This window comes from Actinoplanes sp. NPDC049681 (assembly GCF_044465265.1).
Lineage (GTDB): Bacteria > Actinomycetota > Actinomycetes > Mycobacteriales > Micromonosporaceae > Actinoplanes.
Genome location: NZ_JBITLP010000005.1, coordinates 64,836 through 85,503, shown reverse-complemented (window position 1 = coordinate 85,503; position 20,668 = coordinate 64,836). Strand labels below are relative to the sequence as shown.

19 protein-coding genes and 2 pseudogenes are annotated in these 20,668 nt (G+C 72.4%); 3 read left to right on the top strand and 18 right to left on the bottom strand.

Going from position 1 to position 20,668, the window contains the following annotated elements; genetic code table 11:
• Window positions 1-184 precede the first annotated feature (184 nt).
• The 7 genes from ACIBO8_RS18720 to ACIBO8_RS18690 all read right to left on the bottom strand — a co-directional run bounded on the left by ACIBO8_RS18720 (window position 185) and on the right by ACIBO8_RS18690 (window position 6,182).
• The gene (locus ACIBO8_RS18720; protein ID WP_396116492.1) at window positions 185-925 is read right to left on the bottom strand and encodes an energy-coupling factor ABC transporter ATP-binding protein; all 741 of its coding nucleotides are present in this window, start codon (window positions 923-925) and stop codon (window positions 185-187) included.
• Window positions 922-1,683, bottom strand: coding sequence for a cobalt ECF transporter T component CbiQ (gene cbiQ / locus ACIBO8_RS18715; protein WP_396116490.1), 762 nt, complete (start codon window positions 1,681-1,683; stop codon window positions 922-924). The genes ACIBO8_RS18720 and cbiQ overlap by 4 nt, the downstream gene beginning before the upstream one ends.
• Window positions 1,683-2,051 carry a PDGLE domain-containing protein gene (locus ACIBO8_RS18710; RefSeq protein ID WP_396116489.1) on the bottom strand — a complete coding sequence of 123 codons (369 nt, stop codon included), beginning with the start codon at window positions 2,049-2,051 and terminating at the stop codon, window positions 1,683-1,685. Before ACIBO8_RS18710 ends, cbiQ begins: the two co-directional genes overlap by 1 nt.
• On the bottom strand, window positions 2,048-2,758 hold the full coding sequence (locus ACIBO8_RS18705; RefSeq protein ID WP_396116488.1) for an energy-coupling factor ABC transporter permease: 711 nt from the start codon (window positions 2,756-2,758) through the stop codon (window positions 2,048-2,050). The genes ACIBO8_RS18710 and ACIBO8_RS18705 overlap by 4 nt, the downstream gene beginning before the upstream one ends.
• 174 nt (window positions 2,759-2,932) lie before the next feature.
• The gene (locus ACIBO8_RS18700; RefSeq protein ID WP_396116487.1) at window positions 2,933-4,054 is read right to left on the bottom strand and encodes a helix-hairpin-helix domain-containing protein; all 1,122 of its coding nucleotides are present in this window, start codon (window positions 4,052-4,054) and stop codon (window positions 2,933-2,935) included.
• Window positions 4,055-4,166: 112 nt separating this feature from the next.
• Window positions 4,167-5,027: a hypothetical protein gene (locus ACIBO8_RS18695; protein WP_396116486.1), complete on the bottom strand. Its 861-nt coding sequence runs from the start codon at window positions 5,025-5,027 to the stop codon at window positions 4,167-4,169.
• Between the two features lie 15 nt (window positions 5,028-5,042).
• On the bottom strand, window positions 5,043-6,182 hold the full coding sequence (locus ACIBO8_RS18690; protein ID WP_396116484.1) for a hypothetical protein: 1,140 nt from the start codon (window positions 6,180-6,182) through the stop codon (window positions 5,043-5,045).
• 99 nt (window positions 6,183-6,281) lie between these two features.
• On the opposite strand from ACIBO8_RS18690, the gene ACIBO8_RS18685 reads away from it, so the two are divergent.
• The gene (locus ACIBO8_RS18685) at window positions 6,282-6,755 is read left to right on the top strand and encodes a hypothetical protein (protein ID WP_396116483.1); all 474 of its coding nucleotides are present in this window, start codon (window positions 6,282-6,284) and stop codon (window positions 6,753-6,755) included.
• A gap of 6 nt (window positions 6,756-6,761) precedes the next feature.
• Here ACIBO8_RS18685 and ACIBO8_RS18680 read toward each other — a convergent pair whose 3' ends face one another.
• The 8 genes and pseudogenes from ACIBO8_RS18680 to ACIBO8_RS18645 all read right to left on the bottom strand — a co-directional run.
• Window positions 6,762-7,940, bottom strand: a complete 1,179-nt coding sequence (locus ACIBO8_RS18680; protein WP_396116482.1) for an ABC transporter ATP-binding protein — start codon at window positions 7,938-7,940, stop codon at window positions 6,762-6,764.
• A gap of 51 nt (window positions 7,941-7,991) precedes the next feature.
• On the bottom strand, window positions 7,992-8,825 hold the full coding sequence (locus ACIBO8_RS18675; RefSeq protein WP_396116481.1) for a carbohydrate ABC transporter permease: 834 nt from the start codon (window positions 8,823-8,825) through the stop codon (window positions 7,992-7,994).
• A gap of 2 nt (window positions 8,826-8,827) precedes the next feature.
• Window positions 8,828-9,739 carry a carbohydrate ABC transporter permease gene (locus ACIBO8_RS18670; RefSeq protein ID WP_396117096.1) on the bottom strand — a complete coding sequence of 304 codons (912 nt, stop codon included), beginning with the start codon at window positions 9,737-9,739 and terminating at the stop codon, window positions 8,828-8,830.
• Between the two features lie 44 nt (window positions 9,740-9,783).
• Complete coding sequence (locus ACIBO8_RS18665; protein ID WP_396116480.1) at window positions 9,784-11,007, bottom strand: ABC transporter substrate-binding protein; 1,224 nt, start codon at window positions 11,005-11,007, stop codon at window positions 9,784-9,786.
• A gap of 213 nt (window positions 11,008-11,220) precedes the next feature.
• Complete coding sequence (smpB, locus tag ACIBO8_RS18660) at window positions 11,221-11,760, bottom strand: SsrA-binding protein SmpB (protein ID WP_396117095.1); 540 nt, start codon at window positions 11,758-11,760, stop codon at window positions 11,221-11,223.
• Between the two features lie 9 nt (window positions 11,761-11,769).
• The gene (locus ACIBO8_RS18655) at window positions 11,770-12,201 is read right to left on the bottom strand and encodes a hypothetical protein (RefSeq protein WP_396117094.1); all 432 of its coding nucleotides are present in this window, start codon (window positions 12,199-12,201) and stop codon (window positions 11,770-11,772) included.
• Between the two features lie 417 nt (window positions 12,202-12,618).
• Window positions 12,619-12,852, bottom strand: a pseudogene (locus tag ACIBO8_RS18650) (IclR family transcriptional regulator C-terminal domain-containing protein); the annotation flags it as partial.
• A gap of 301 nt (window positions 12,853-13,153) precedes the next feature.
• A pseudogene (locus ACIBO8_RS18645) lies at window positions 13,154-13,267 on the bottom strand (hypothetical protein); the annotation flags it as partial.
• Between the two features lie 48 nt (window positions 13,268-13,315).
• Between ACIBO8_RS18645 and ACIBO8_RS18640 the strand changes: the two are divergent.
• Window positions 13,316-13,660, top strand: coding sequence for a putative quinol monooxygenase (locus tag ACIBO8_RS18640; protein WP_396117093.1), 345 nt, complete (start codon window positions 13,316-13,318; stop codon window positions 13,658-13,660).
• Here the strand turns inward: ACIBO8_RS18640 and ACIBO8_RS18635 are convergent.
• The 3 genes from ACIBO8_RS18635 to ACIBO8_RS18625 are packed head-to-tail and all read right to left on the bottom strand — an operon-like array spanning window position 13,653 to window position 17,616.
• Window positions 13,653-15,023, bottom strand: coding sequence for a (Fe-S)-binding protein (locus ACIBO8_RS18635; protein ID WP_396116479.1), 1,371 nt, complete (start codon window positions 15,021-15,023; stop codon window positions 13,653-13,655). The genes ACIBO8_RS18640 and ACIBO8_RS18635 overlap by 8 nt on opposite strands.
• Window positions 15,023-16,165, bottom strand: a complete 1,143-nt coding sequence (locus ACIBO8_RS18630) for an FAD-binding oxidoreductase (protein ID WP_396116478.1) — start codon at window positions 16,163-16,165, stop codon at window positions 15,023-15,025. Before ACIBO8_RS18630 ends, ACIBO8_RS18635 begins: the two co-directional genes overlap by 1 nt.
• Window positions 16,165-17,616, bottom strand: a complete 1,452-nt coding sequence (locus ACIBO8_RS18625; protein ID WP_396116477.1) for an FAD-linked oxidase C-terminal domain-containing protein — start codon at window positions 17,614-17,616, stop codon at window positions 16,165-16,167. The genes ACIBO8_RS18630 and ACIBO8_RS18625 overlap by 1 nt, the downstream gene beginning before the upstream one ends.
• Before the next feature lie 161 nt (window positions 17,617-17,777).
• Between ACIBO8_RS18625 and ACIBO8_RS18620 the strand changes: the two genes are divergently transcribed.
• Complete coding sequence (locus tag ACIBO8_RS18620; RefSeq protein WP_396116476.1) at window positions 17,778-20,651, top strand: M36 family metallopeptidase; 2,874 nt, start codon at window positions 17,778-17,780, stop codon at window positions 20,649-20,651.
• The last annotated feature ends 17 nt before the right edge of the window (window positions 20,652-20,668 follow it).

Sequence of the window (20,668 nt, the reverse complement as noted above, 5' to 3'; positions counted from 1 at the left end):
CTGTGGCCTGTCCGGTCCTGCTTCGTGAGCGGAAGCCGGACATTGCCACGCAGGCGCTAGGCAGTGTCGTCAAAGGGTCATAGCCGCAAGTACCTCGACAACCAGTCCCGCTCGGCGTCAGTCAGCTCATAGCGGCGGATCACCCGCCAGATCATGTGAGTCGATGATCGTTTGAAGACACTCCCTAGCGGCGTACCGGTCGGAAGCCGTAGGGAAGCTCCAGCCGGTGCGCGCGCAGAAGGTCCTCGTCCGCGAGGATGTCGTGGGTCGGCCCGTCGGCCGCGATGCGGCCGCCGTCGAGGATCACCGAGCGGGGGCAGAGCTGCATCGCGTACGGCAGGTCGTGGGTGACCATCAGCACGGTCACCGGCAGGCGCTCGAGGATCTCCGCGAGCTCGCGCCGGCTGGCCGGGTCGAGGTTGGACGACGGCTCGTCGAGCACCAGCAGCTGGGGTCGCATCGCCAGCACCGTGGCCACCGCGACGCGGCGCCGCTGGCCGAACGACAGGTGGTGCGGCACCTGGTCGCGGTGCGCCGCCATGCCGACCGCGGCCAGCGCCTCGTCGACCCGGGCGGCCAGTTCGGCGCCGCGCAGGCCCTGGTTGGCCGGCCCGAACGCGACGTCCTCGGCGACCGTCGGCATGAACAGCTGGTCGTCCGGGTCCTGGAAGACGATCCCCACCCGCCGGCGGATCTCGGCCAGCCGCGACCGGTCCCGGGCGTCGACACGCAGGCCGCCGACCTCGACCGTGCCCGCCCCGCCGTGCAGCACGCCGTTGAGGTGCAACACCAGCGTCGTCTTGCCGGCCCCGTTGGGCCCGAGGAGGGCGACGCGCTCACCCTCGGCGACGGTCAGGTTCGCGCCGCGCAGGGCGGCGGTGCCGTCCGGGTACGCGTACGTCAGGCCGGCGATCCGCAGGCTCATCCCAGCACCGCCGCCAGCGCGATGGCGGCCGCCGACACCGGCAGCACCGCCGACTGGGCCCACTGCGCAGCCGTCGCGCCGCCCGCCTCCGGCCGGGGCAGCCGCCCGTCGTAGCCGCGCGACACCATCGCCAGATACACCCTCTCGCCCCGCTCGTACGCCCTCAGGAACAGCGAGCCGACGCTGACGGCGAACGCCTTGACCTGCCACAGGAATCTCGGATCGTACCCGCGCGAGAGCCGGGCGATCCGCATCCGCCGGGCGTCGTCGGCCAGGATGTCGAGGTAGCGCAGCATGAACGTGGCGATCTGGGTGAACGCCGCCGGGCAGCGCAGCCGGTCCAGCCCGAGGATCAGGTCGCGCATCGTCGTGGAGGCGGCCAGCAGCAGCGACGCCAGCACCCCGAGCGTGCCCTTGGCGAAGATGTTCCACGCGCCGTGCAGGCCGTCCACCGACAGCGACAGGCCCACCCAGTGCACCCGCTCGCCGCTCCCCGCGAACGGCAGCGCGACCGCGAGCAGCACGAACGGCAGCTCGATGGTGGCACGTCTGGCCAGCCACAACGCCGGGACCCGGGCCAGGGCGGCGACCCCGGCGAGCAGGCCGGCGTAACCGGCGAAGGCCCAGAACTCCTCCCGGGGTGTCACCACCACGACGACGGTGAAGAGCAGCGTCGCCAGGATCTTCACCTCGGGGGCCAGGCGGTGCACCGGGCTCGGGCGGTCCAGGTGCAGCGGGTGCGCGTGACCGGCCCCCACTAGACCCCGGCTTCCGACCGCTCGCGTGCGCCGGCGGGCCGGCGGCGGGCCGCCCAGAACACCCCGCCGCCCACCGCGAAGGTGATCGCCACGCCGAGCGCGCCGGCCAGGCCGGTCGACAGCGGACCGTCGCCCAGGCCGCGGATGCCGTAGCCGGCCATCGGGCTGCCGGCGAGCTGATGCTGCCGTTCCCGTTGCGCCATGCACGTCCCGCCGGTGATCTCGCCGTGGGCGTCGAAGGTGCATCCCTGGCGGGCCGTGGCGTCGAGGCCGTCGGGGCTGCCGGACGCGAAGTTGCTCACCACCCCGGCGAGGAACAGGGCCACGAGGAGCCCACCGGCCAGGAACCAGCCGAGCCGCTTCGTCATGCCACACCTCCGGAGACGGGCGCCGGCTCGGCCACCGGCGGCTTGCGGAACCGGCGCAGGGCGTACACCAGGTCCGGGCGTACGCGGGCGACGGTCGCGACGGTGGTGGCGGCGATCAGGCCCTCGCCGATGCCGATGAGCGTGTGCACGCCGGCCATCGTCCCGGAGACCCAGGCCAGGGAGAGCTGGGTGGTGCCGCCCAGCCAGTACTCCAGCACGAAGCCCTGCGAGGCGACCACCACGCCGACGACCGAGCCGATGAAGGCGGTGGCGCCCACGCCTGCGGGCGTCTTCGGCAGGATCCGCATCAGGCCGGCGACGAGCAGATATCCGGCCGCCGTGCCGAGCAGGGCCATGTTGGTGATGTTGAGGCCCAGCGCGGTGAGGCCGCCGTCGGCGAAGAGCAGGCACTGCACGATCAGCACGGTCGAGACGCACAGCGCACCGACCCACGGTCCGACGAGGACGACGGCGAGCGTGCCGCCGAGCAGGTGCCCGGAGACGCCGGGCAGCACCTGGAAGTTGAGCATCTGCACGGCGAAGATGAACGCGGCGACCAGGCCCGCCATGGGCGCGAGCCGGTCGTCGAGGTCGGCGCGGGCCCGCCACACGCAGAACCCCAGCGCGAGAGCGGCGAACACGGCGAAGAGTGCGGACACCGGACCGTTCACGATCCCGTTGGCGATGTGCATCGCCACTGTTTCCATCGTTCCTCCCGCTGCCGGCTGAGATCAGCATATTGGGGAGGTGTTGCTGTTGCATAGTTGTGGCAACTAGGTCACAGTGGCGAACCCTGTGCGCGGGGTCACTTCCCGGGCCTGACCAGCATCATGCCCGCCCGGGTGACCGGACGGGCATGAGGGAACCGGCACGGAGCCGGATCAGCCGGCGAGGGCGCGGGCACGCTCCGGCCAGGTGCGGAAGCTGGGCGCGATGCGCATGCCGGCCCCGGTGATCGCCGCGCGCAGGGCCGCCTCGTCGGCGGCGGCCAGCTGCTCGTAGGTGGTGATGCCGCCGGCGGCCAGCGCCATCGCCATCTTCGGCCCGATGCCGGCGATCTTCGTGAGGTCGTCCGGCTCCCGGACCGGCGCGTCGTCCGGTGCTGCCGCCTGCGCGGGAATCGTGGTCTCGGGAACCGCGACCGTCTCCCGCTCGGCGATCGCGACGGCGGCCGGTGTTGGCTCGGGGGCCGCCATCGGCTCCGGAGCTGCGATCGGTTCCGCAGCTGCGATCGGCTCAGGAGCCGTGACGGGCTCGGTGTCTGCGACGGGCTCGGTGTCCGCGACGGGCTCGGCGTCTGCGACGGGCTCGGCGTCTGCGACGGGCTCGGCGGGTACGACGGACTCGGCGTCTGCGACGGGCTCGACGGGCTCGGCGGCGGCCACGGGCTGAGGTTCGACCGGCTCGGGCTCGACCACCGCGACCGGTTCGGGCTCGACCGCCGCGACCGGTTCGGGCTCGACCGCCGCGACCGGCTCGGGCTCGACCGCCGCGACCGGCTCGGGCTCGACCGCCGCGACCGGCTCCGGCTCGGCCGCCGGGCCCGGCTCGGCCACCGGGAGCGGCTCGGCCGCCCGGAGCGGCTCGGCGTCCGGCGTCCGGCCGCTCGCCGCGGGTTCCGCCACGGGCGACGGCGCGGACGGTGCCGGCGCGATCGGCTCCGGCGCGACCGGCTCCGTCGTGAGGGCGACCGGCTCGGCGGCGACCGCGACGGGCGTCGGCTCCGGGCGGGCGGCCGTCACCGGGACCGGGGCCTCCCGCGGCTCCTCCACCGCGATCGGCTCCGGCTCCGCGGCCACGCTCACCGGCTCGGGCTCCTCGCCCGGCGCCGGGCCGGAATCGGCGGTCTCCTCCGTGCGCTGCTCGGCAGCGGCGGATTCGGGTACGGCGGGCGTGGTCGTGCTCGCCCCGGTGTGCTGGGCGGCGAGTTGGCGTCCCCGCAGCAGCCAGCCGGCGAGCACGCCGACCACCAGCCCGGCAACGAGGGAGAGGAACGATGCCACGACATGCCTCCGGACGGCTTCAGGTGCAGATGTAGCGCGCATCATAGGGGAGACCCCGCGCCGGGCTGCAGGCGAACCGCCGTCGATGCCGTGACAGCCGTAAGCCCCGTGCTCATTTCGGGCGGGCCGGGGCGACGCCCGCCAGGAATCCGGCCTTGACCAGGGTGCGGCTCAGGGGCCGGACGAGGTCTGCCAGCCGTGCGCAACCCTCCGTGCCGAGCACCTCGTAGGCCGGCGCCGCCAGCCGGTCGGTCTCCTCCTCGATGCGGGCCCGCAGCGCTGCGCCTTCCGGGCTCAGCTCGTCTCCCGTCATCAGGCCGCGCGACCGCAACGTCTCCGTCTCCGCCGCCCACTCCTGCTTGGTCCAGCCCCGGCTGGCGCGCAGGAAACCGCCGCTGGCCTGGCCGGAGGCGGTGTGCAGGATCATCGCCTGCAGGCCGGTGAGCCCCGCGAGCAGCAGCGCCGCCACGTGGCCGTCACCGCGGAACTCGCGCAGGAGGGTCTGGGCGTGCCACAGCACCAGGTGCGGTTCCTTCGGCCATTCGAGCTCGGCGTGGGCGGCGTACAGCGGGCGGCCCGCCATGTGGGCGGTCGCGGACTCGGCGGCGCGCCGGGCCAGGGCCGCCGCTTCGGCCACCTCGTCGCCGCGCAGCGTGTCGCCCAGGCCACGTTCGAGGGCGGCGTCCGCGGCCGCGAGCCGGGCCTCGATGACGGCGGCCGGGCTGACGGTCTCCCAGACCGCCGGCAGGAAGCGGGCCACCAGGTCCGGCCGGAAGTTGTAGAAGGTCGCCACGACCGGGCCGGGGCCGACCGGGCCGAAGACGCCGCCGCGGGCGGCGAAGTAACCGGCCCGGTCGGAGATTCCCAGCGCCTCGAAGCGTTCCTTGGACTCGGGCACGAAGTAGACCATCGCGTGCAGCGGTTCGGCCAGCCGCCAGGCTTCGCGGGCAATCGCGGGATCGAGCGTCGTCATGCCCGCATCCTGTCATTACCCGCCGGTAGGCGCGACGGTCAGTGCGGAGAGTCCGGCAACGGCGTCGACGTCGACCCGGTCGGTGGTGCCGGCCCAGGACGGCGGAGTGAAGGTACGGCCGGCCGCGACGCCCCGATGCGTACGCCCGTCCAGCACGACCTGCGAAGCGCCGCTGCCGAGCCGGACCCGCACCGGCGCGGAGCCGGCGGTCCGCACGTCGAAGAGGCTGACGCCGCCGGACATGCGTACGCTCAGGGTCCCGTCGGGCTCGGGCAGCGTGAGGTTGATCCGGCTGGCGCCGCCGCTGAGCTCCACCCCGCCGACCCGGGCGCCGGACAGGTCGATCGTGCTCAGCTGGGCGCCCCCGGCCATCCGCAGATCCCATCGCACCCGGGTGTTGAGCGCCACGTCCACGGCGTCGGGCTTGCCGTCCAGGCGTACCCGTACCCGCCCGTCGCGCAGGTCGGCGCGGGGCGCGGACTGCTCACCGGCGGGGGTGCTGATCCGGTACAGGTCGTCGCCGAGGTCGGCGGTGCGCAAGGTCACCGTCCGGGCGCCGTCGATGAGGTCGAGGGCTGCCGCGGTACGCCCGCCGCGCGGCCCGGTGGCGGTGTGTCCCGTGGCCGGCGGCGGTGCGGACGGGGCGCGGTCACCGTCCTCTTCGGCGGCCGCCGCCGGGGGCGCCCACTGCCGGCCGTCGTCGTGGCGGTCCCGGCCGACCACGACCACCGCGACCCCGGCGAGAACGAGCGCGGCCGCGGCGATGCCGGCGCCCACGAGCCACCGCCGCCCGGGTTCGGCAACCGGAGGAGGGGACGCGGAAGCAGGAGCGTCCGCAGGAAGCGACGCCGGGGCAAGCGGTTCCGCGGGAAGGGCGGCCGCGGGACGAGCGGCCGGCGAAGGGGAAGGCGTGGCTGGTTCGGGCGGCGGGGAGGGGACGGCCGGGTCCGGGTCCGGCTCGCGCCGGGTGATGACGAGGGACAGGGCGGCGCGGGCGAGGGTCGGTCCGTTCCAGCCCGCCGGGCGGTCCGCGGCCACGGCCGGGAGCTCGACGGTCGGCTCCTCCTCGGGCAGCGGGGTGTCGGGCGCGGGCCAGTCGGCCGGTGACGTGCGGGCCTCCGGGCCGGTGGACTCCGGGTCGTGGGTTCCCTGCATGGTGTTCCCTCCATGTCGGTGCCACGAACCGGTACGTACGGGAACCCCCGTGCGGATCGGCCGGGTCGTCACCTTCTGCCCACGGCCTAAGCTGGCGGGGTGGAGGATCTGGGGGAGCGGCTCGCCGCGCTGAGCTTCCGGGACCTCACCCAGGAGCAGGTGACGGCGCTGATCATCGACACCGTCGCGGCGTGGGGTGCGGGTCAGGGGTGGCGGGTCTACCGGCGGGCGCCCAGTGTCGTGCGGCTGCCGCCGCCGATGGACCGGCAGCATTCGGTGCTGGACGTGGCGCTGGCCCGGCCCGCCGCGCCGCCGATCGTGGTGGAGGTCGATCACACCGATCGGCGGCGTACGGTCGAGAAGCTGCTGGCCGAGGCCGAGGAGGGCCGGATCCCGCTGTGGGTGCGGTGGGGGCCGGGCCGGATCACCGAGGCGCCGCCGCCGATCCACGTGGTCGCCCTGCGGGTGGACCGCCACCAGGGGCGGTATTCCCGCAGCGATCTGCCCGCGCCCGAGCACTCCGCTCGCCCGCCCGTGACGGGCGAGGCGGCGGAGCTTCCGCTGATCGAGTAGCGGCTCTCAGTCGGTGGCCGGGACGAGGTTCTTGCCCGTCGCGGGGTCGAAGACCTGCAGCCGCGTTGTGTCGTACCAGAGCCGAGCGCTGCGTCCGCGCCGGACGTCGGCCGCGGCGTCCAGCCGGGCCGTGATGAGCACGCCGTCGCTGTGCAGGTCGTTGCCGGTGTCCTTGGCCAGGTCGTCGAGGTCGGCCGAGCGGGCTTCCTCGCCCTTCATCGTGAAGTACGCGTACACGTCCGACCCCATCGCCTCCACGATGTCGATCGGTGCGTCGAACGTCGCGCCGGGCTTGTCGCCGACGAGCGAGGCGTCCTCGAAGTGCTCGGGGCGGATGCCGACGATGACGTCGCGGCTCTTCATGGCCGCGCCGTCGAGGGCCTGGCGTACCCGGTCGGGCAGCTGCGCCTCGCCCAGCGCCGTCACGACGGTGCCCTGGCCCTTGAGCTGGCCGGGGAGGAAGTTCATCGACGGGCTGCCGATGAATCCCGCCACGAAGAGGTTGGCGGGGCGGGCGTACAGGTAGGCGGGGGTGCCGACCTGTTGCACGACGCCGCCGCGCATGACCACGACCCGGTCGCCGAGGGTCATCGCCTCGGTCTGGTCGTGGGTGACGTAGAGGGTCGTGGTGCCCAGCGTCTTCTGGATCCGGGAGATCTGGGTGCGCATCTGCACCCGCAGCTTGGCGTCCAGGTTCGACAGCGGCTCGTCCATGAGGAAGGCCTTCGGCTGGCGGACGATGGCCCGGCCCATGGCGACCCGCTGGCGCTGGCCGCCGGAGAGGTTCGACGGCTTGCGGTCCAGGTGCTGGGACAGCTCGAGCATCTCGGCCGCCTCGGCCACCTTCGTGCGGATGGTGGCCTTGTCCATGCCGGCCAGGCGCAAGGGGAAGCCCATGTTCTCGCCGACGGTCATGTGCGGATAGAGCGCGTACGACTGGAACACCATGGCGATGTCCCGGTCCTTGGGCGCCTTGTCGTTGACGACCTGGCCGTCGATGATGAGCTTGCCCGCGGTGATGTCCTCCAGGCCGGCCACCATGTTGAGGGTCGTCGACTTGCCGCACCCGGACGGGCCGACCAGGATGATGAACTCGCCGTCGGCGATGTCGAGGTTGAAGTCGTCCACGGCGAGGGCGCCGTCGGGGTAGCGCTTCACGACGTGGTCCAGAACGATCTCGGCCACTTCAGCTCCTCTGCTGTGTCGGGTCTGGTGGGTGGGTGCTGCGGCGGCCGGTCAGCCCTTGACGGCGCCCGAGGTCAGGCCGGCGACGATCCGCCGCTGGAAGACCAGCACGAAGATCACGATCGGGATGGTGATGACCACGGCGGCGGCCGCGATCGGCCCGGTGGGCTTCTCGAACGTGGTGGCGCCGGTGAAGTAGCTCATCGCGGCCGGCACGGTCCGTGCGCGCGAGGTCGAGGTCAGCGAGAGGGCGAACAGGAAGTCGTTCCAGCAGGAGATGAAGACGAGGATGGCCGTCGTGAACACGCCCGGCATCGCCAGCGGGGTGATGACCCGCCGGAAGGCCTGGTACGGCGTGGCGCCGTCCATCTTCGCCGCCTTCTCGAGGTCCCACGGGATCTCCCGGAAGAACGCGGAGAGCGTGTAGATCGCCAGCGGCAGGGCGAAGGCGATGTACGGGATGATCAGGCCGCCCCAGGTGTCGAACAGCCCGATCGCCGTCTCGATCTTGAACAGCGGGGTCACGAGGGCGATCTGGGGGAACATCGAGACGAGCAGCGCCGTGGCCACGATCGCCTTCTTGCCGGGGAAGTCCAGGCGCGCGATGGCGTACGCGGCCATGGTGCCGAACACGATGGCGATCAGCGTGGCGATGATGCAGATGCCGATCGAGTTCATGAGGGCCCGGAGGAAGTCGGAGTTCGAGAAGATCGCCGAGTAGCTGTCGTCGGTCGGCGACGTGGGGAAGTAGTTCCCGTCGTTCAGCGTCGCCTCGTCCTTCAGCGACAGGGAGACGATCCAGACCACCGGGATGAACGCGTACAGCAGGACGAGGATGTTGACGCCCCACCACATCAGCTTGCGGTTCGTGGTCTCCGGCTGCATGACTACCGCCTCCCTTCCGGGTCCGACCCGGGCGCCGCCGTACCGAAGAACTTGATGAACAGGAACGCGATGATCCCGGTGGTGATGAAGATCAGGACGGACATCGCCGAGCCGATGCCGAGGTTCAGCCCGCGGATCAGGTTGCTGTAGGCCACCATCGACACCGAGCTGGTCTTGTTGGACCCGCTGGTCAGCACGAAGATGTTGTCGAACACCCGGAACGCGTCCAGCGTGCGGAAGAGCAGCGCGACCAGGATGGCGGGCTTGATCAACGGTACGGTCACCATCCAGAACCGCTTCCACGCGTTCGCGCCGTCCATCGACGCGGCCTTGAGCAGATCCTCGGGCACCAGCGCCAGGCCCGCCATCAGCAGCAGGGCCATGAACGGAACGGTCTTCCACACCTCGGCCAGGATGATGATCCACAGCGACGGCCAGAACTGGGTGAGCGGTGCCGAGTCACCGGGCGCCAGCCAGCCCAGTCCCTGGGTCCACGCGAAGCGCCAGGAGAACGCCGCCACCACGGTCACGATCGCGTACGGCACCAGCGCCGACGTGCGCACCAGCCCTCGCCCCACGAGCGTGCGGTGCATGACGATGGCGAGCAGCATCCCCAGCACGAGTTCGAGGCTCGCGCCGACCACGGTGATCAGCATCGTGACGCCGAACGCGGTCCACCAGATCGGGCTGGACAGCACGGTGACGTAGTTGCCGAACCAGATGAACTCGTTCGCATCCGGCTGCCGCAGGTCGGCCTTGTTCAGCGACAGCCAGAAGGCGTAGAGGATCGGATAGGCGGCCACCGCGATCATGATCACGACGGCCGGGGCCACGAGCATCAGGCCCAGCTTGCGTTCGGCCTTCTTGGCATCGGTGTAGCGCTGGCGCGCGATTGCGGTGGTGCCGTCGTCCATGCGGTCCTCGGCCGCTTGCGCGGCCGCCGCGGTAGGTGTGGCGGTCATGGAACGATCCCCTTGCCCTCGATCGCATCCTTGATGGAGTCCCGCAGTTCTTTGGCCGCCGCCTGGGGGTCGATCTTCTGCGGGGGTGACAACGTGGTGGACACGATGGTCGAGATGTTCTGGTAGACCGGCGAGACCGGCCGCGGGACGGCGGTCTGCAGCTCGGCCTTCATGACGTCGGCCATCGGGTACGCCTTCTGGAATTCCGGCAGCTCGAAGACCGTGGCCAGGGCCGGGACGTCACCGGCGTCGAGCGCGGCACTCAGGGCGTTCTTCTCGTCGCGCAGGCACATCGCCGCCTCGAACGCCTCGGCCGGGTGCTTGCTGAAACTGCTGATGGCGTAGTTCATGCCGCCGAGCGTCACCTTCGGCGCGCTGCCGTCGACCGACGGGTACGGCGCGTAGCCGAGGTCGTCGACCAGCTTCGGGTTCGCGTCGCGCATGGCGCTGAGCACGTACGGCCAGTTGAGCGAGAACGCCGACCGGCCGGCCTGCAGGTCCGCGAACACCTCGGGTTCCTGGGCGTTCGACAGCGACGCGCTCGTGACGCCGGAGGTGGCGAGCCGCTTGAGCAGCGTCAGCGCCTGCACGGTCTTGTCGTCGATCGTCGGCGCCGAGCTGTCCTCGTTGACCAGGGTGCCGCCCTCGGCGGTGATCAGGTTGTTGACGTTGACCACGTAACCCTCGTACTGGGCCGCGGTGAGGCCGATCTCGTACGGCTTGCCCGCGGCCTTGAGCTGCTGGGCCATCGTGATCATCTCGTCGAACGTCTTGGGCGGGGTGGGTACGAGCGACTTGCGGTACCACAGCAGCTGGACGTTGGTCGTGCGCGGGACGCCGTACAGCTTGTCCTTCCAGGTGGCCGTGTCGATCGGCGGCTGCAGCGTGTCCTTGATGGCCTGCGCCTTCTGGTCGCCGGTCAGTTCCCTGATCCATTTCGCCTCGGCGAACTCGGCCGTCCACGTGACGTCCATGCCGAGCAGGTCCATGCCGGCGTCGTGGGCGGCGAGCCGCCGGACGAACTGGTCGCGCTGGCCGTCGGCGTCACTGGGCAGCAGGTTGCCGACAATGGTGTAGCGGCCCGCCGCCCGCTGATTGCAGTCCTGGAGAATTTTGTCGAACCCGGTTCCGCTGGCGCCGCCGTAGAGGTTCACCACTGTGCCCTTGGGGCCGCTGGAACAGGCCGCGAGCGGGGCTAACAGCGCCGCTGCACCGACCACCACCGCCCATCGTGAGGGCCGCCGAGCCGCCCCCGTCCGCCGTTGAATCATCAGCGATCCTCCGTCCGGAAACAGTCGCTAGATATGGCGCAGATCACAGCTACTCATCGAGACTGTCAGATAACGCAGTGATCCGCGAGGCGGGAATCGGCGGAGACGAAAAATTCCCTTCGGGGCGCGTCCGACGCGCCGGTTTTGCGTTGCAAAACCCATTTAGGACGCCGGGTGGGTTCGCCCTTTCAGATGCCGCCCGAGGGCGCGGGCGATCTCGCGGTCGGCGTCGCGCCGGGCGATCGCCTGGCGCTTGTCGTACTCGCGCTTGCCCCGGGCGAGGGCGAGCTCGACCTTGGCCCAGCCGTCGTTGAAGTACAGCGAGAGCGGCACCAGAGCGATGCCCGGTTCGCGCAGCTTGTCGAGGATGCGGGCGATCTCCACCCGGTGCAGCAGCAGCTTACGGGTCCGCCGCGGTGCGTGATTGGTCCACGAGCCGAAGCCGTACTCGGCGATGTGCAGGTTGTAGAGCATGATCTCGCCCTCGTGCTCCTGGGCGAAGGCGTCGACGATCGACGCGTAGCCGGCGCGCAGCGACTTCACCTCGGTGCCCGCGAGCACGATGCCGGCCTCGTACGTCTTGAGGATCGCGTAGTCGTGGCGCGCCTTGCGGTTCGACGCGATGACCTTGCGACCGGTCTCCCTGGGCGTGGCCGTCTCCCTGCCTCGGCCCGTTGCCGCCGGGCGTTCCCTTGCTGACAGGGTGTGAGCCTACGTGCCGCCACCGTCCGCCAGCAGGCCGACGGCCGGCAGCGCCAGACCCGCTTCGGTCAGGTCGTGCAGCAGCCGGCTCAGCTCGGCGGGGCGCAGTCCCGCGTGCGCGGGCGGCGCGGTGGCCGGTACGCCCAGCGCCCGCGCCGCCTGCACGGCCAGGTCCGTGATCGCCGCCTCGAGGGCACGCAGCCGCACCTGGCGCAGGCCGGGCTCGGTGCGGGTGCGCAGCTCGTCGTGCTGGCGCAGCAGCCGCCGCAGGTCCGTGGCGAGCTGCTCGATCGGCGCGGAGCGGGCGCGCAGCGGGTCGCCGGGCCGCCGGGCCCGCTGCCACAGCGCCCGGGCGAGGCGCGAGGCATAGATCGCCGCGCCCATGGCAAGCGTGGGCGACAGCATGATCAGCGTGATCTGCGCGGCTCTGGCGAGGTTCATGGCGGGATCCCGGCGGGGTTGCCCCGTAGCGTCCGCGCCCCGGCCGGTGCTGTCAACAGCGCGTTGGCAGCATCTGAACCGCACCTTGGGACGGCGCCCCGCCGCGGTCCACAGTGCGGGAAGAGCCGGACCGAGGAGTCGAGGCCGATGAAAGCCGTCCGTGTGCACGCCTACGGCAAGCGCCGATCGATCGACGAGGTGCCGGAACCCGCGATCGGCAGGCCGCGCGACGTGCTCGTCGAGGTCGGCGCCGCCGGGCTGTGCCGTACCGACCTGCACATCGTCGAGGGGCAGTGGGCGGAGAAGTCGGGGGCGCGCTGCCGTACACCATCGGGCACGAGAACGCGGGCCGGTCCAGCGGTGAGCACGCAGCTCGGTGGTCGGCATGGAGATGGCGACCGCGCCCACGAACCGCCCGGCCGCGTCGGTGACCGGCGCGGCCATGCAGGACAGATCGGCCTGGACCTCGGCGACCTCCACGGCAAGCCCGGTGGCGCGGATCTGCTCGAGCTGGCGGCGCAGCACCCGCCGGTCGGTGACGGTCGCGGCGGTGAACGGCGGTGTACCGGTCGCGTCGAGCACGTCGTCGGCGGCGGCCGGCTCCAGCGATGGCGAGCATGAGCTTGCCGAAGGCGGTGGCGTGCGGAGCATGGTGGAAGCCGACGCCCAGCCGCCGGATCCGCGGATGCTCCGGGCACTCGGCGACGTGCGCGACGATCATCTCGGTGTCCCGCAGCATCGCGTAGTACGCCGCGGCGTGGGCCTGGCGATGGGTCACCGCGGCGACCCGCCGGATCTCGGGCGGCACGGCGATCTGCCGGTGCAGCCCCCGGGCGAGACCGTCCACCCGGTGACCCAGCGCGTACGCCTTCTCGTCGGCAAGATGGACCGGGTAGCCACCGGTGACCAGGGTGGTGAGCCGGTGGTAGGTGGTCGGGAGGGTGAGGCCGAGGGCACGGGAGATCTCGCGGGCGGGCAGCGGGCCGGGCGCCGCGGCGACGTGGTCGAGCACCCGCGGCGCCCGGGTGACGGACTGCAGCAGGCCGGTGTTCGGGGGGCTGCTCATCGGCCCGGCATCGGCCGCCGCGCCCGCCGGGAAGAAGCATGGCAACGGATGGCACGAGAGGACAAAAAGATGATCTTCATTACCGCCAAGTTCCACATCAAGCCGGAGTCCGCGGACCGGTGGCCGGAGATCGCGGGCCCCTTCACCCGGGCCACCCGCGCCGAACCGGGCTGCCTGTGGTTCGACTGGTCGCGCAGCCTCGACGACCCGCACGAGTACGTCCTCGTCGAGGCCTTCCGCGACGGTGACGCGGGCGCCGCACACGTCGGCTCGGCTCACTTCAAGCAGGCTCAGCAGGATCTGCCGCCGCACCTGCGGTCCACGCCGAAGATCATCAGCCAGGCGGTCGACCAGGACGACTGGTCCGAGCTGGGGGAGCTGGCGGTCAAGTGACGGTCTTCTGAAGCAGCCCTTCGGCGCCCAGCCCGCGTACGGACGCGTCCAGCACCGCGGCGGTGTGCGCCAGCGCTATCTCGCCGCCGAGGCGCTGGACCGCGGCGGCCACCTGCATGAGGCAGCCGGGGTTGGCGGTGACCAGCAGCTCGGCGCCGGTGGCCAGCACCGTGCGGGCCTTGCGCTCGCCGAGCTGGGCCGCCGGCTCCGGGTTCAGGACGTTCCACACGCCGGCCGAACCGCAGCAGATCTCGGGGTCGGCGATCTCCTTCACCGTCAGTCCGGGTATGCCCGCGAGCAGGGCGCGGGGCTGGGCGCGGACGCCCTGGGCGTGCCCGAGATGGCAGGCGTCGTGGTACGCGACCGTGATCGGCAGCGGGTGCCGCTTCGCCACGGGGCCCAGCTCCACCAGGATCTCCGACAGGTCGCGGACCTTGGCGGCGAAGGCGTCCGCGCGGGCGGCGTACGCGGGATCGTCGCGCAGCAGTTCCGCGTACTCCTTCATCGACGAGCCGCAGCCGGCCGCATTGACCACGACATGGTCCACGCCCGCGCGGTCGAACGTGTCGATCAGCCGCCGGGCGAAGCGCTGTGCCTCCGCCTCCCGGCCGTTGTGGACGCTCAGCGCGCCGCAGCAGCCTTGGGACGGCGGGATCACCACGTCGCAGCCCTCGGCGGCGAGCACCCGGATCGTCGCCGAGTTGACGTCGGGGAAGAACGCGCTCTGCACACAGCCGGTCAGCACGCCGACCACCGCCCGCCGGGCTCCCACCGCGGGCACGAGCCGAGGCGGCCGCGGGACCTTTCGCAGCCGCGGGGTCAGCGACTCCAGCGTGGCCAGCGTCGGGCCGAGCCGGGTCATCAGCCCGCTGCGGGCCACGAGACCCTGCAGACCGCTCGCCTGGTACGCCCGCAGCGGCCCGCGCAGCAGCCGCAACCGCCGCGGGTACGGGAACAACGCGAAGATCGCCGCGCGCAGGGCCCGCTGCCGGGGCGGCCGGTCGTGACGCCGCTCGACCTGCGCCCGGGTGTCCTCGATGAGCCGGTCGTAGCGCACGCCGGACGGGCAGGCCGTCACGCAGGCCATGCACCCGAGGCAGCGGTCGTAGTGCTTGACCATCGAGTCGCTCATCGGCTCGCCGTCCAGCCCGGCCTTCATGAGGTAGATCCGGCCCCGGGGCGAGTCCATCTCCTCGCCCCAGAGCACGTACGTCGGGCACGTGGTGAGGCAGAACCCGCAGTGCACGCAGTCGGAGATCAGCTCCAGGGCGGGCGGCCGGTGGCCGTCGAACGCCGGGGTGCCGGCCACCGGGCCGAGGACGTCGCGCGGGGTTTCGTGCGTACCCCAGGTGGCGTCGACCATCAGATGCCTCCCACGAAGCGGCCGGGCGCGAAGCGGTGCCCCGGGTCGAACCGGTCCTTGACCCGGCGCATGAGGGCCAGGCCCGGCACCGGTCCCCACACGTCGACGGCCTCCCGGACCTCCCGCGGCGCGGTCAGCACGACGGCGTGCCCGCCCGCGCGGACCGCCGCTGCCCGCAGCAGCTCGATGCTGCGCGGGACGTCGCCGGTGACGCCGGCGTAGAGGACGCCGCTGCCGGCCGACCCGCGGACCGTGGTGCCCGGTGCGATCCCCAGCAGCTCCGGCACCCGGGACAGCGGCGCGGTGAGCTTCACGCCCACCCCGCCCGCGGGCCACGGATGGGCCCCCCACCAGGAGGGGAGGTCGGCCACCGTGCCGCCCAGCACCTTCTCGAGCCGGGCCGCCCGGTCGCGGACACCCTCGGCGGTGCCCTCCACGAGCACCGCGATCGTCACCGGGCCGGACCCGTCGTGGTCGATCTCCACGGCGGTGGGCACGACCTGCTCGCCCCGGACGGCGGCGAGCAGCGGGCCCACCTCCGGCACGTCCGCCTCGCGCAGCACCACGGCCCGCGCCGGGGGCACCGGGTGCAGGCGGAACGCGCACTCGGTGATCAGCCCGAGGGTGCCGTACGAACCGGTGAAGAGCTTGCCCAGGTCGTACCCGGCGACGTTCTTGACGACCTTGCCGCCGGAGCGGGTGACCGTGCCGTCGGGCCGGACCACCGTCATGCCGATGACCAGGTCGCGGGCGGTGCCGTAGAGCTGCCGGCGCGGCCCGCTGGTGTTCGTCGCGAGCACGCCGCCCACGGTGGCGCCCGGCAGCGGCGAGTCGAGGGCCAGCTGCTGGGCGCCGAAGTCCAGCTCGGACAGCACCGTCCCGGCCCGGACCACGGTGATGAGATCGCCCGCCGCGTGCTCGACGACGCCGGTGAGCCGGTGCGTGTCGACGATGAGGTCGAGCCGGCGCGGCGGCAGGCCCCAGTCGAGTTTGGTGCCGCCACCCCGGACCGCCACGGCCAGGCCGTCGGCCTCGGCGGCGCGCAGGATCTCCGCGGCCTGCCCGGTGTCCGCGGGCGCGGCGACGAACCGCGCCGGGACGCCGCCGACCTGGTCATCGCTGCCCGCCGGGCGCCACCCCATCAGAAGATCTCCGCCGCGGCCGGCGCGTCGGAGGCGGAGTGCCGCCGCGGGACCTCGCCGCACAGCCGGGGCGTGGGGAAGACCTTGCCCGGGTTCGCGAGCCCGGCCGGGTCGAACGCGCACCGCAGCAGGTGCATGGTCTCCAGGTCGTCGCCGGTGAACATGCGCGGCATGTACTTCGCCTTGTCGGTGCCGACGCCGTGCTCGCCGGTGATCGAGCCGCCGTACTCGATGCAGAGGTCGATGATCGCCCCGGACACCGTCTCCGCGCGTTCCGCCTCGCCCTCGACCGCGGCGTCGAAGAGCACCAGCGGATGCAGGTTGCCGTCGCCGGCGTGGAAGACGTTGGCCACCCGGACGCCGTGCGCCGCAGCCACCTCGCCGATGCGGTGCAGCACCTCGGGCAGCGCGGTCCGCGGGATCACGCCGTCCTGCACGATGTAGTCGGGGCTGATCCGGCCGACCGCCGCGAACGCCGACTTGCGGCCCTTCCAGAACAGTGCCCGCTCGGCGTCGTCCGCGGCGATCCGCAGCTCGAAGGCGCCGTTCGCCTCACACAGCGCGGTGACCTGCGCGAACTGCGCCGCGACCTCGGCGGCGGGCCCGTCCAGCTCGACGATCAGCACCGCGCCCGCACCGGAAGGGTAGCCGCACGCCACGGCCGCCTCCGCCGCCTCGATCGCGAGCGCGTCCATCATCTCGATCGCCGCGGGGACCACCCCGGCGGCGATGATGGCCGAGGTGGCGGCGCCGGCCTGGTCGGTGGTCGCGAAGGCGGCGAGCAGCGTACGCACGGACTCGGGCAGCCGGGTCAGGCGTACGGTGACCCGCGTGGCGATGCCCAGCGTGCCCTCGGACCCGACGAAGGCGCCGAGCAGGTCGTAGCCCGGGGTGTCGGGGGCGGCCCCGCCCAGCTCGACGAGGTCGCCGTCCGGCGTGACGATCTGCGCCCCGAGCACGTGGTTGGTGGTGAAGCCGTACTTGAGGCAGTGCGCGCCGCCGGAGTTCTCCGCGACGTTGCCGCCGATCGAGCAGATCTGCTGGCTGGACGGATCGGGGGCGTAGTAGTAGCCGTGCGGCGTGGCGGCCTTCGTGACGTGCAGGTTGATCACGCCGGGCTCCACGACCGCCCGCTCATCGGCGGGCGCGACCTCGACGATCTCGCGCATCCGCGAGGTCACCACCAGCACGCCCTCGGCGTGGGGCAGCGCCCCTCCGGACAGCCCGGTGCCCGACCCGCGGGCGACGAAGGGCACGCCGAGCGCGGTGCACGCCCGCACCGTGAGCGCGCACTCCTGCGCGTCGCGGGGCAGCACCACCAGCCCCGGCGTCACCTTGTAGTGCGCCAGGCCGTCGCACTCGTACGTCCGCAGCTCCTGGCGGTCGTCGACGATCCGGTCGGCACCCAGCGCGGCCCGCAGCGTGGCGGCCAGTTCCTGCAGCGGAGTCATCGGCGACCTCCCTGCCGCCAACTTAGCGCCGGCCGCCCCGCGCGTCGAGCTCCATCGATCTTCGTCATTGTTGATATCCAAAGTTCATCTATGGCCGTCTATGGTCACGTATTGTCTCGGTCGTCTGGGGAGACCCTCCAGGACGATCTCAGGAGGCTTGCGTGCGCTTACGCAGACGGTCCGCCGTGGCCGGAATCCTTGCCGCTACCACCCTCATCGCGAGCGCGCCGATCGGTGCGAGCGCGTCGCCCGCCGGCCCCGCACCCGCCGCGGCCACGCCGCTCACCGGCGAGCGCCCCGCCGACGACTACGCGTTCGTCGACAACCGCGGGGGCCGGGCCGCACCGTCCTCCGCGCAGCGCTCACTGGTCCGCGACGACCACCTCGTCACCCGCTGGAACAAGCTCGGCACGCCCGCCTCCGTCACACCCGTGCGGGGCCCCCTCGCATCCGGGCTCAAGGGTGACGCCCAGGCCGTCGCCCGGGCCTACCTGAAGAGCAGCGTCCGTCTCTTCGCGCTGCGCTCCGCGGCGGTCGACGACCTGGAGACGGTCGCGCAGACCAAGGTCGGCGCGGGCACGGTCGTGCTGATGCGCCAGCGGTACGGCGGCCTGCCCGCCGCCCACGACGGTCTGGTGGCGGTCGCGGTCAAGGGCGGTGACGTCCTGCGCGTCACCTCGACGCTGAGCCCCCGCACGGCGAAGCCCGCGGCCGCCCGCCTCCAGGCCGCCGACGCGCTCGAGGCTGCCCTCACCGACGCCGGCATCTCCCGCGGCGAGCTCGCCGATTCGCGCGTGCGGCTCGTCGCGGTGCCCATGCCCGGTGCCGAGCCACGCGCGGCGTACCAGGTCGTGGTCCTGTCGAAGGACGCCGACCACCCGCTCGGCTACACCACGTACGTCGACGCGATCGACGGCAAGGTGCTGCTCCGGGAGAACCTCGTGAACTTCGCCGAGGACGATCCGCACTGGAAGGTCTTCCCCGCGACCCCGCCGCCCAACGGCGCCGACACCCGGCAGACGTGGTGCGCCACGACCGCCACCGGCTGCTCCCGGCAGGTGCTCGACCCGGCGACCGGCAAGCCGTGGGACGTCGACGCCACGACGGGCACACCGACGTTCACGACGACCGGCAACTCGGCGGAGTCCGTACGGCTGTGGGGCAACGGCACCCCGGCGGTGCCGGCCACCACGAAGCCCGACCGGGAGTACGTCTACCCGTTCACCAACCAGTGGAACGCCGGCAAGTGCAACCCCGAGTCGCTCACGTCGCCCGAGCAGGCGGACGTCGACGCGGCCACCGCCAACCTGTTCGCCATGCACAACCGGATGCACGACTGGTCGTACAAGCTGGGGTTCACCGAGGCGACCTGGAACCTGCAGAAGGTCAACACGCTGCCGTACGGCAAGGGCGGCGACGCCGAGCGCGGCAACGCCCAGCAGGGTGCGGCCACGGCGACGATCCGCAACAACGCCAACCAGAACACCCCACCGGACGGCATGCAGCCGGTCACCAACATGTACATGTGGCAGCCGTTCGCCGGCGCCGCGTACCCGCCGTGCGTCGACGGTGACTTCGACATGACCGTCATCGGCCACGAGTACAGCCACGCCATCAGCAACCGCATGATCGCCGGCCCGGACAGCGGCATCAGCTCCACCCAGGGCGGCGCGATGGGGGAGAGCTGGTCCGACCTCATCGCCATGGAGTACCTGTTCGAGAGCGGCTACACCCCGCGGGGCAACACGCCGTACGTCACCGGGGGCTACGTGACCGGCGACCTGGCGACGGGCATCCGCAACTACGACATGAGCAACAGCCCGCTCAACTACTCCGACTACGGCTACGACCGCGGCTCGGCGGTGCACTCCGACGGCGAGATCTGGAGCGCGACCAACTTCGACGTCCGCCGGGCCTTCATCGCCCGCTACGGCTCCGGCACCCGTGCCCAGCAGGAGAGCTGCGCGGCCGGCACCACCCCGGCGACCGAATGCCCGGGCAACCGGCGCTGGGCGCAGCTGGTCTTCGACTCGTTCCTGCTCGCGGCCACCGGCTCGATCAGCATGCTCGACATGCGCGACAACATGATCACGGCGGACGCGCTGCGCTTCGACGGCGCGAACGCCGACCTGCTGTGGAACGCCTTCGCCGCCCGCGGCATGGGCGCCGGCGCGTCCAGCGGCCCGTCGGACGCCGACCCGGTGGCCAGCTTCGCGTCCCCGTACGCCCAGAACGCCGAGGTGACGTTCAAGGCCCTCGGCGAGGCCGCCGGCAAGCCCGTCCGCCTCTACGTCGGCGACTACGACTACGGCGCGGCACCGATCGCCGACACCGACCCGGCCACCGCGCTGCCCGAGACGGTGACGCTGGCCCCGGGCACGTACCGGTTCCTGGCGATCGGTGCGGGCTTCGGCCACAAGCGGTTCACCCAGACCGTGTATCCGGGCGTCACCGGCCAGATCGGCGTGGTCATGCCGACGAACCTGGCCTCCGCCGCGGCGGGTGCCACCATCACCGGCGACGGCACCGACCCCGGCCGCCTCACCGACGACGCCGAGGGCACCGCCTGGACGGCAACCGGCGGCGCCGCCGGCCGCCAGGTCACCGTCGACCTCCCGGCCGACACCGCCAAGCTCGTCTCCCGGGTCCAGCTCAGCGCCTTCCCGGGCGCGGGCGCGTCGACGTCGACGATGTACAGCACGGTGCGCCAGTTCGAGATCCTCACCTGCAACGCTGCGGCGGGCGCCGACTGCGCGAGCGACACCGGCTACCGGGTGGCCTACACCAGCCCGGCGAACGCCTTCGACACCGGCCCGTTCCGCCCCAAGGTGCCCAACCTGGTGCTGAAGTCCTTCACCGTACGCCCGACCCTGGCCACGCACGTCCGGCTGCGGATCCTCAGCAACCAGTGCACGGGCAACCCGCTCTACGCGGGTGAGCAGGAGAACGACCCGCGCTCCAGCACCGACTGCGCCACCAGCTCGCCGGCCGCGACATCGGCGGTCGCGGCGGAGTTCCAGGTGTTCAGCAGCTGACCGTCCACGAGGGTACG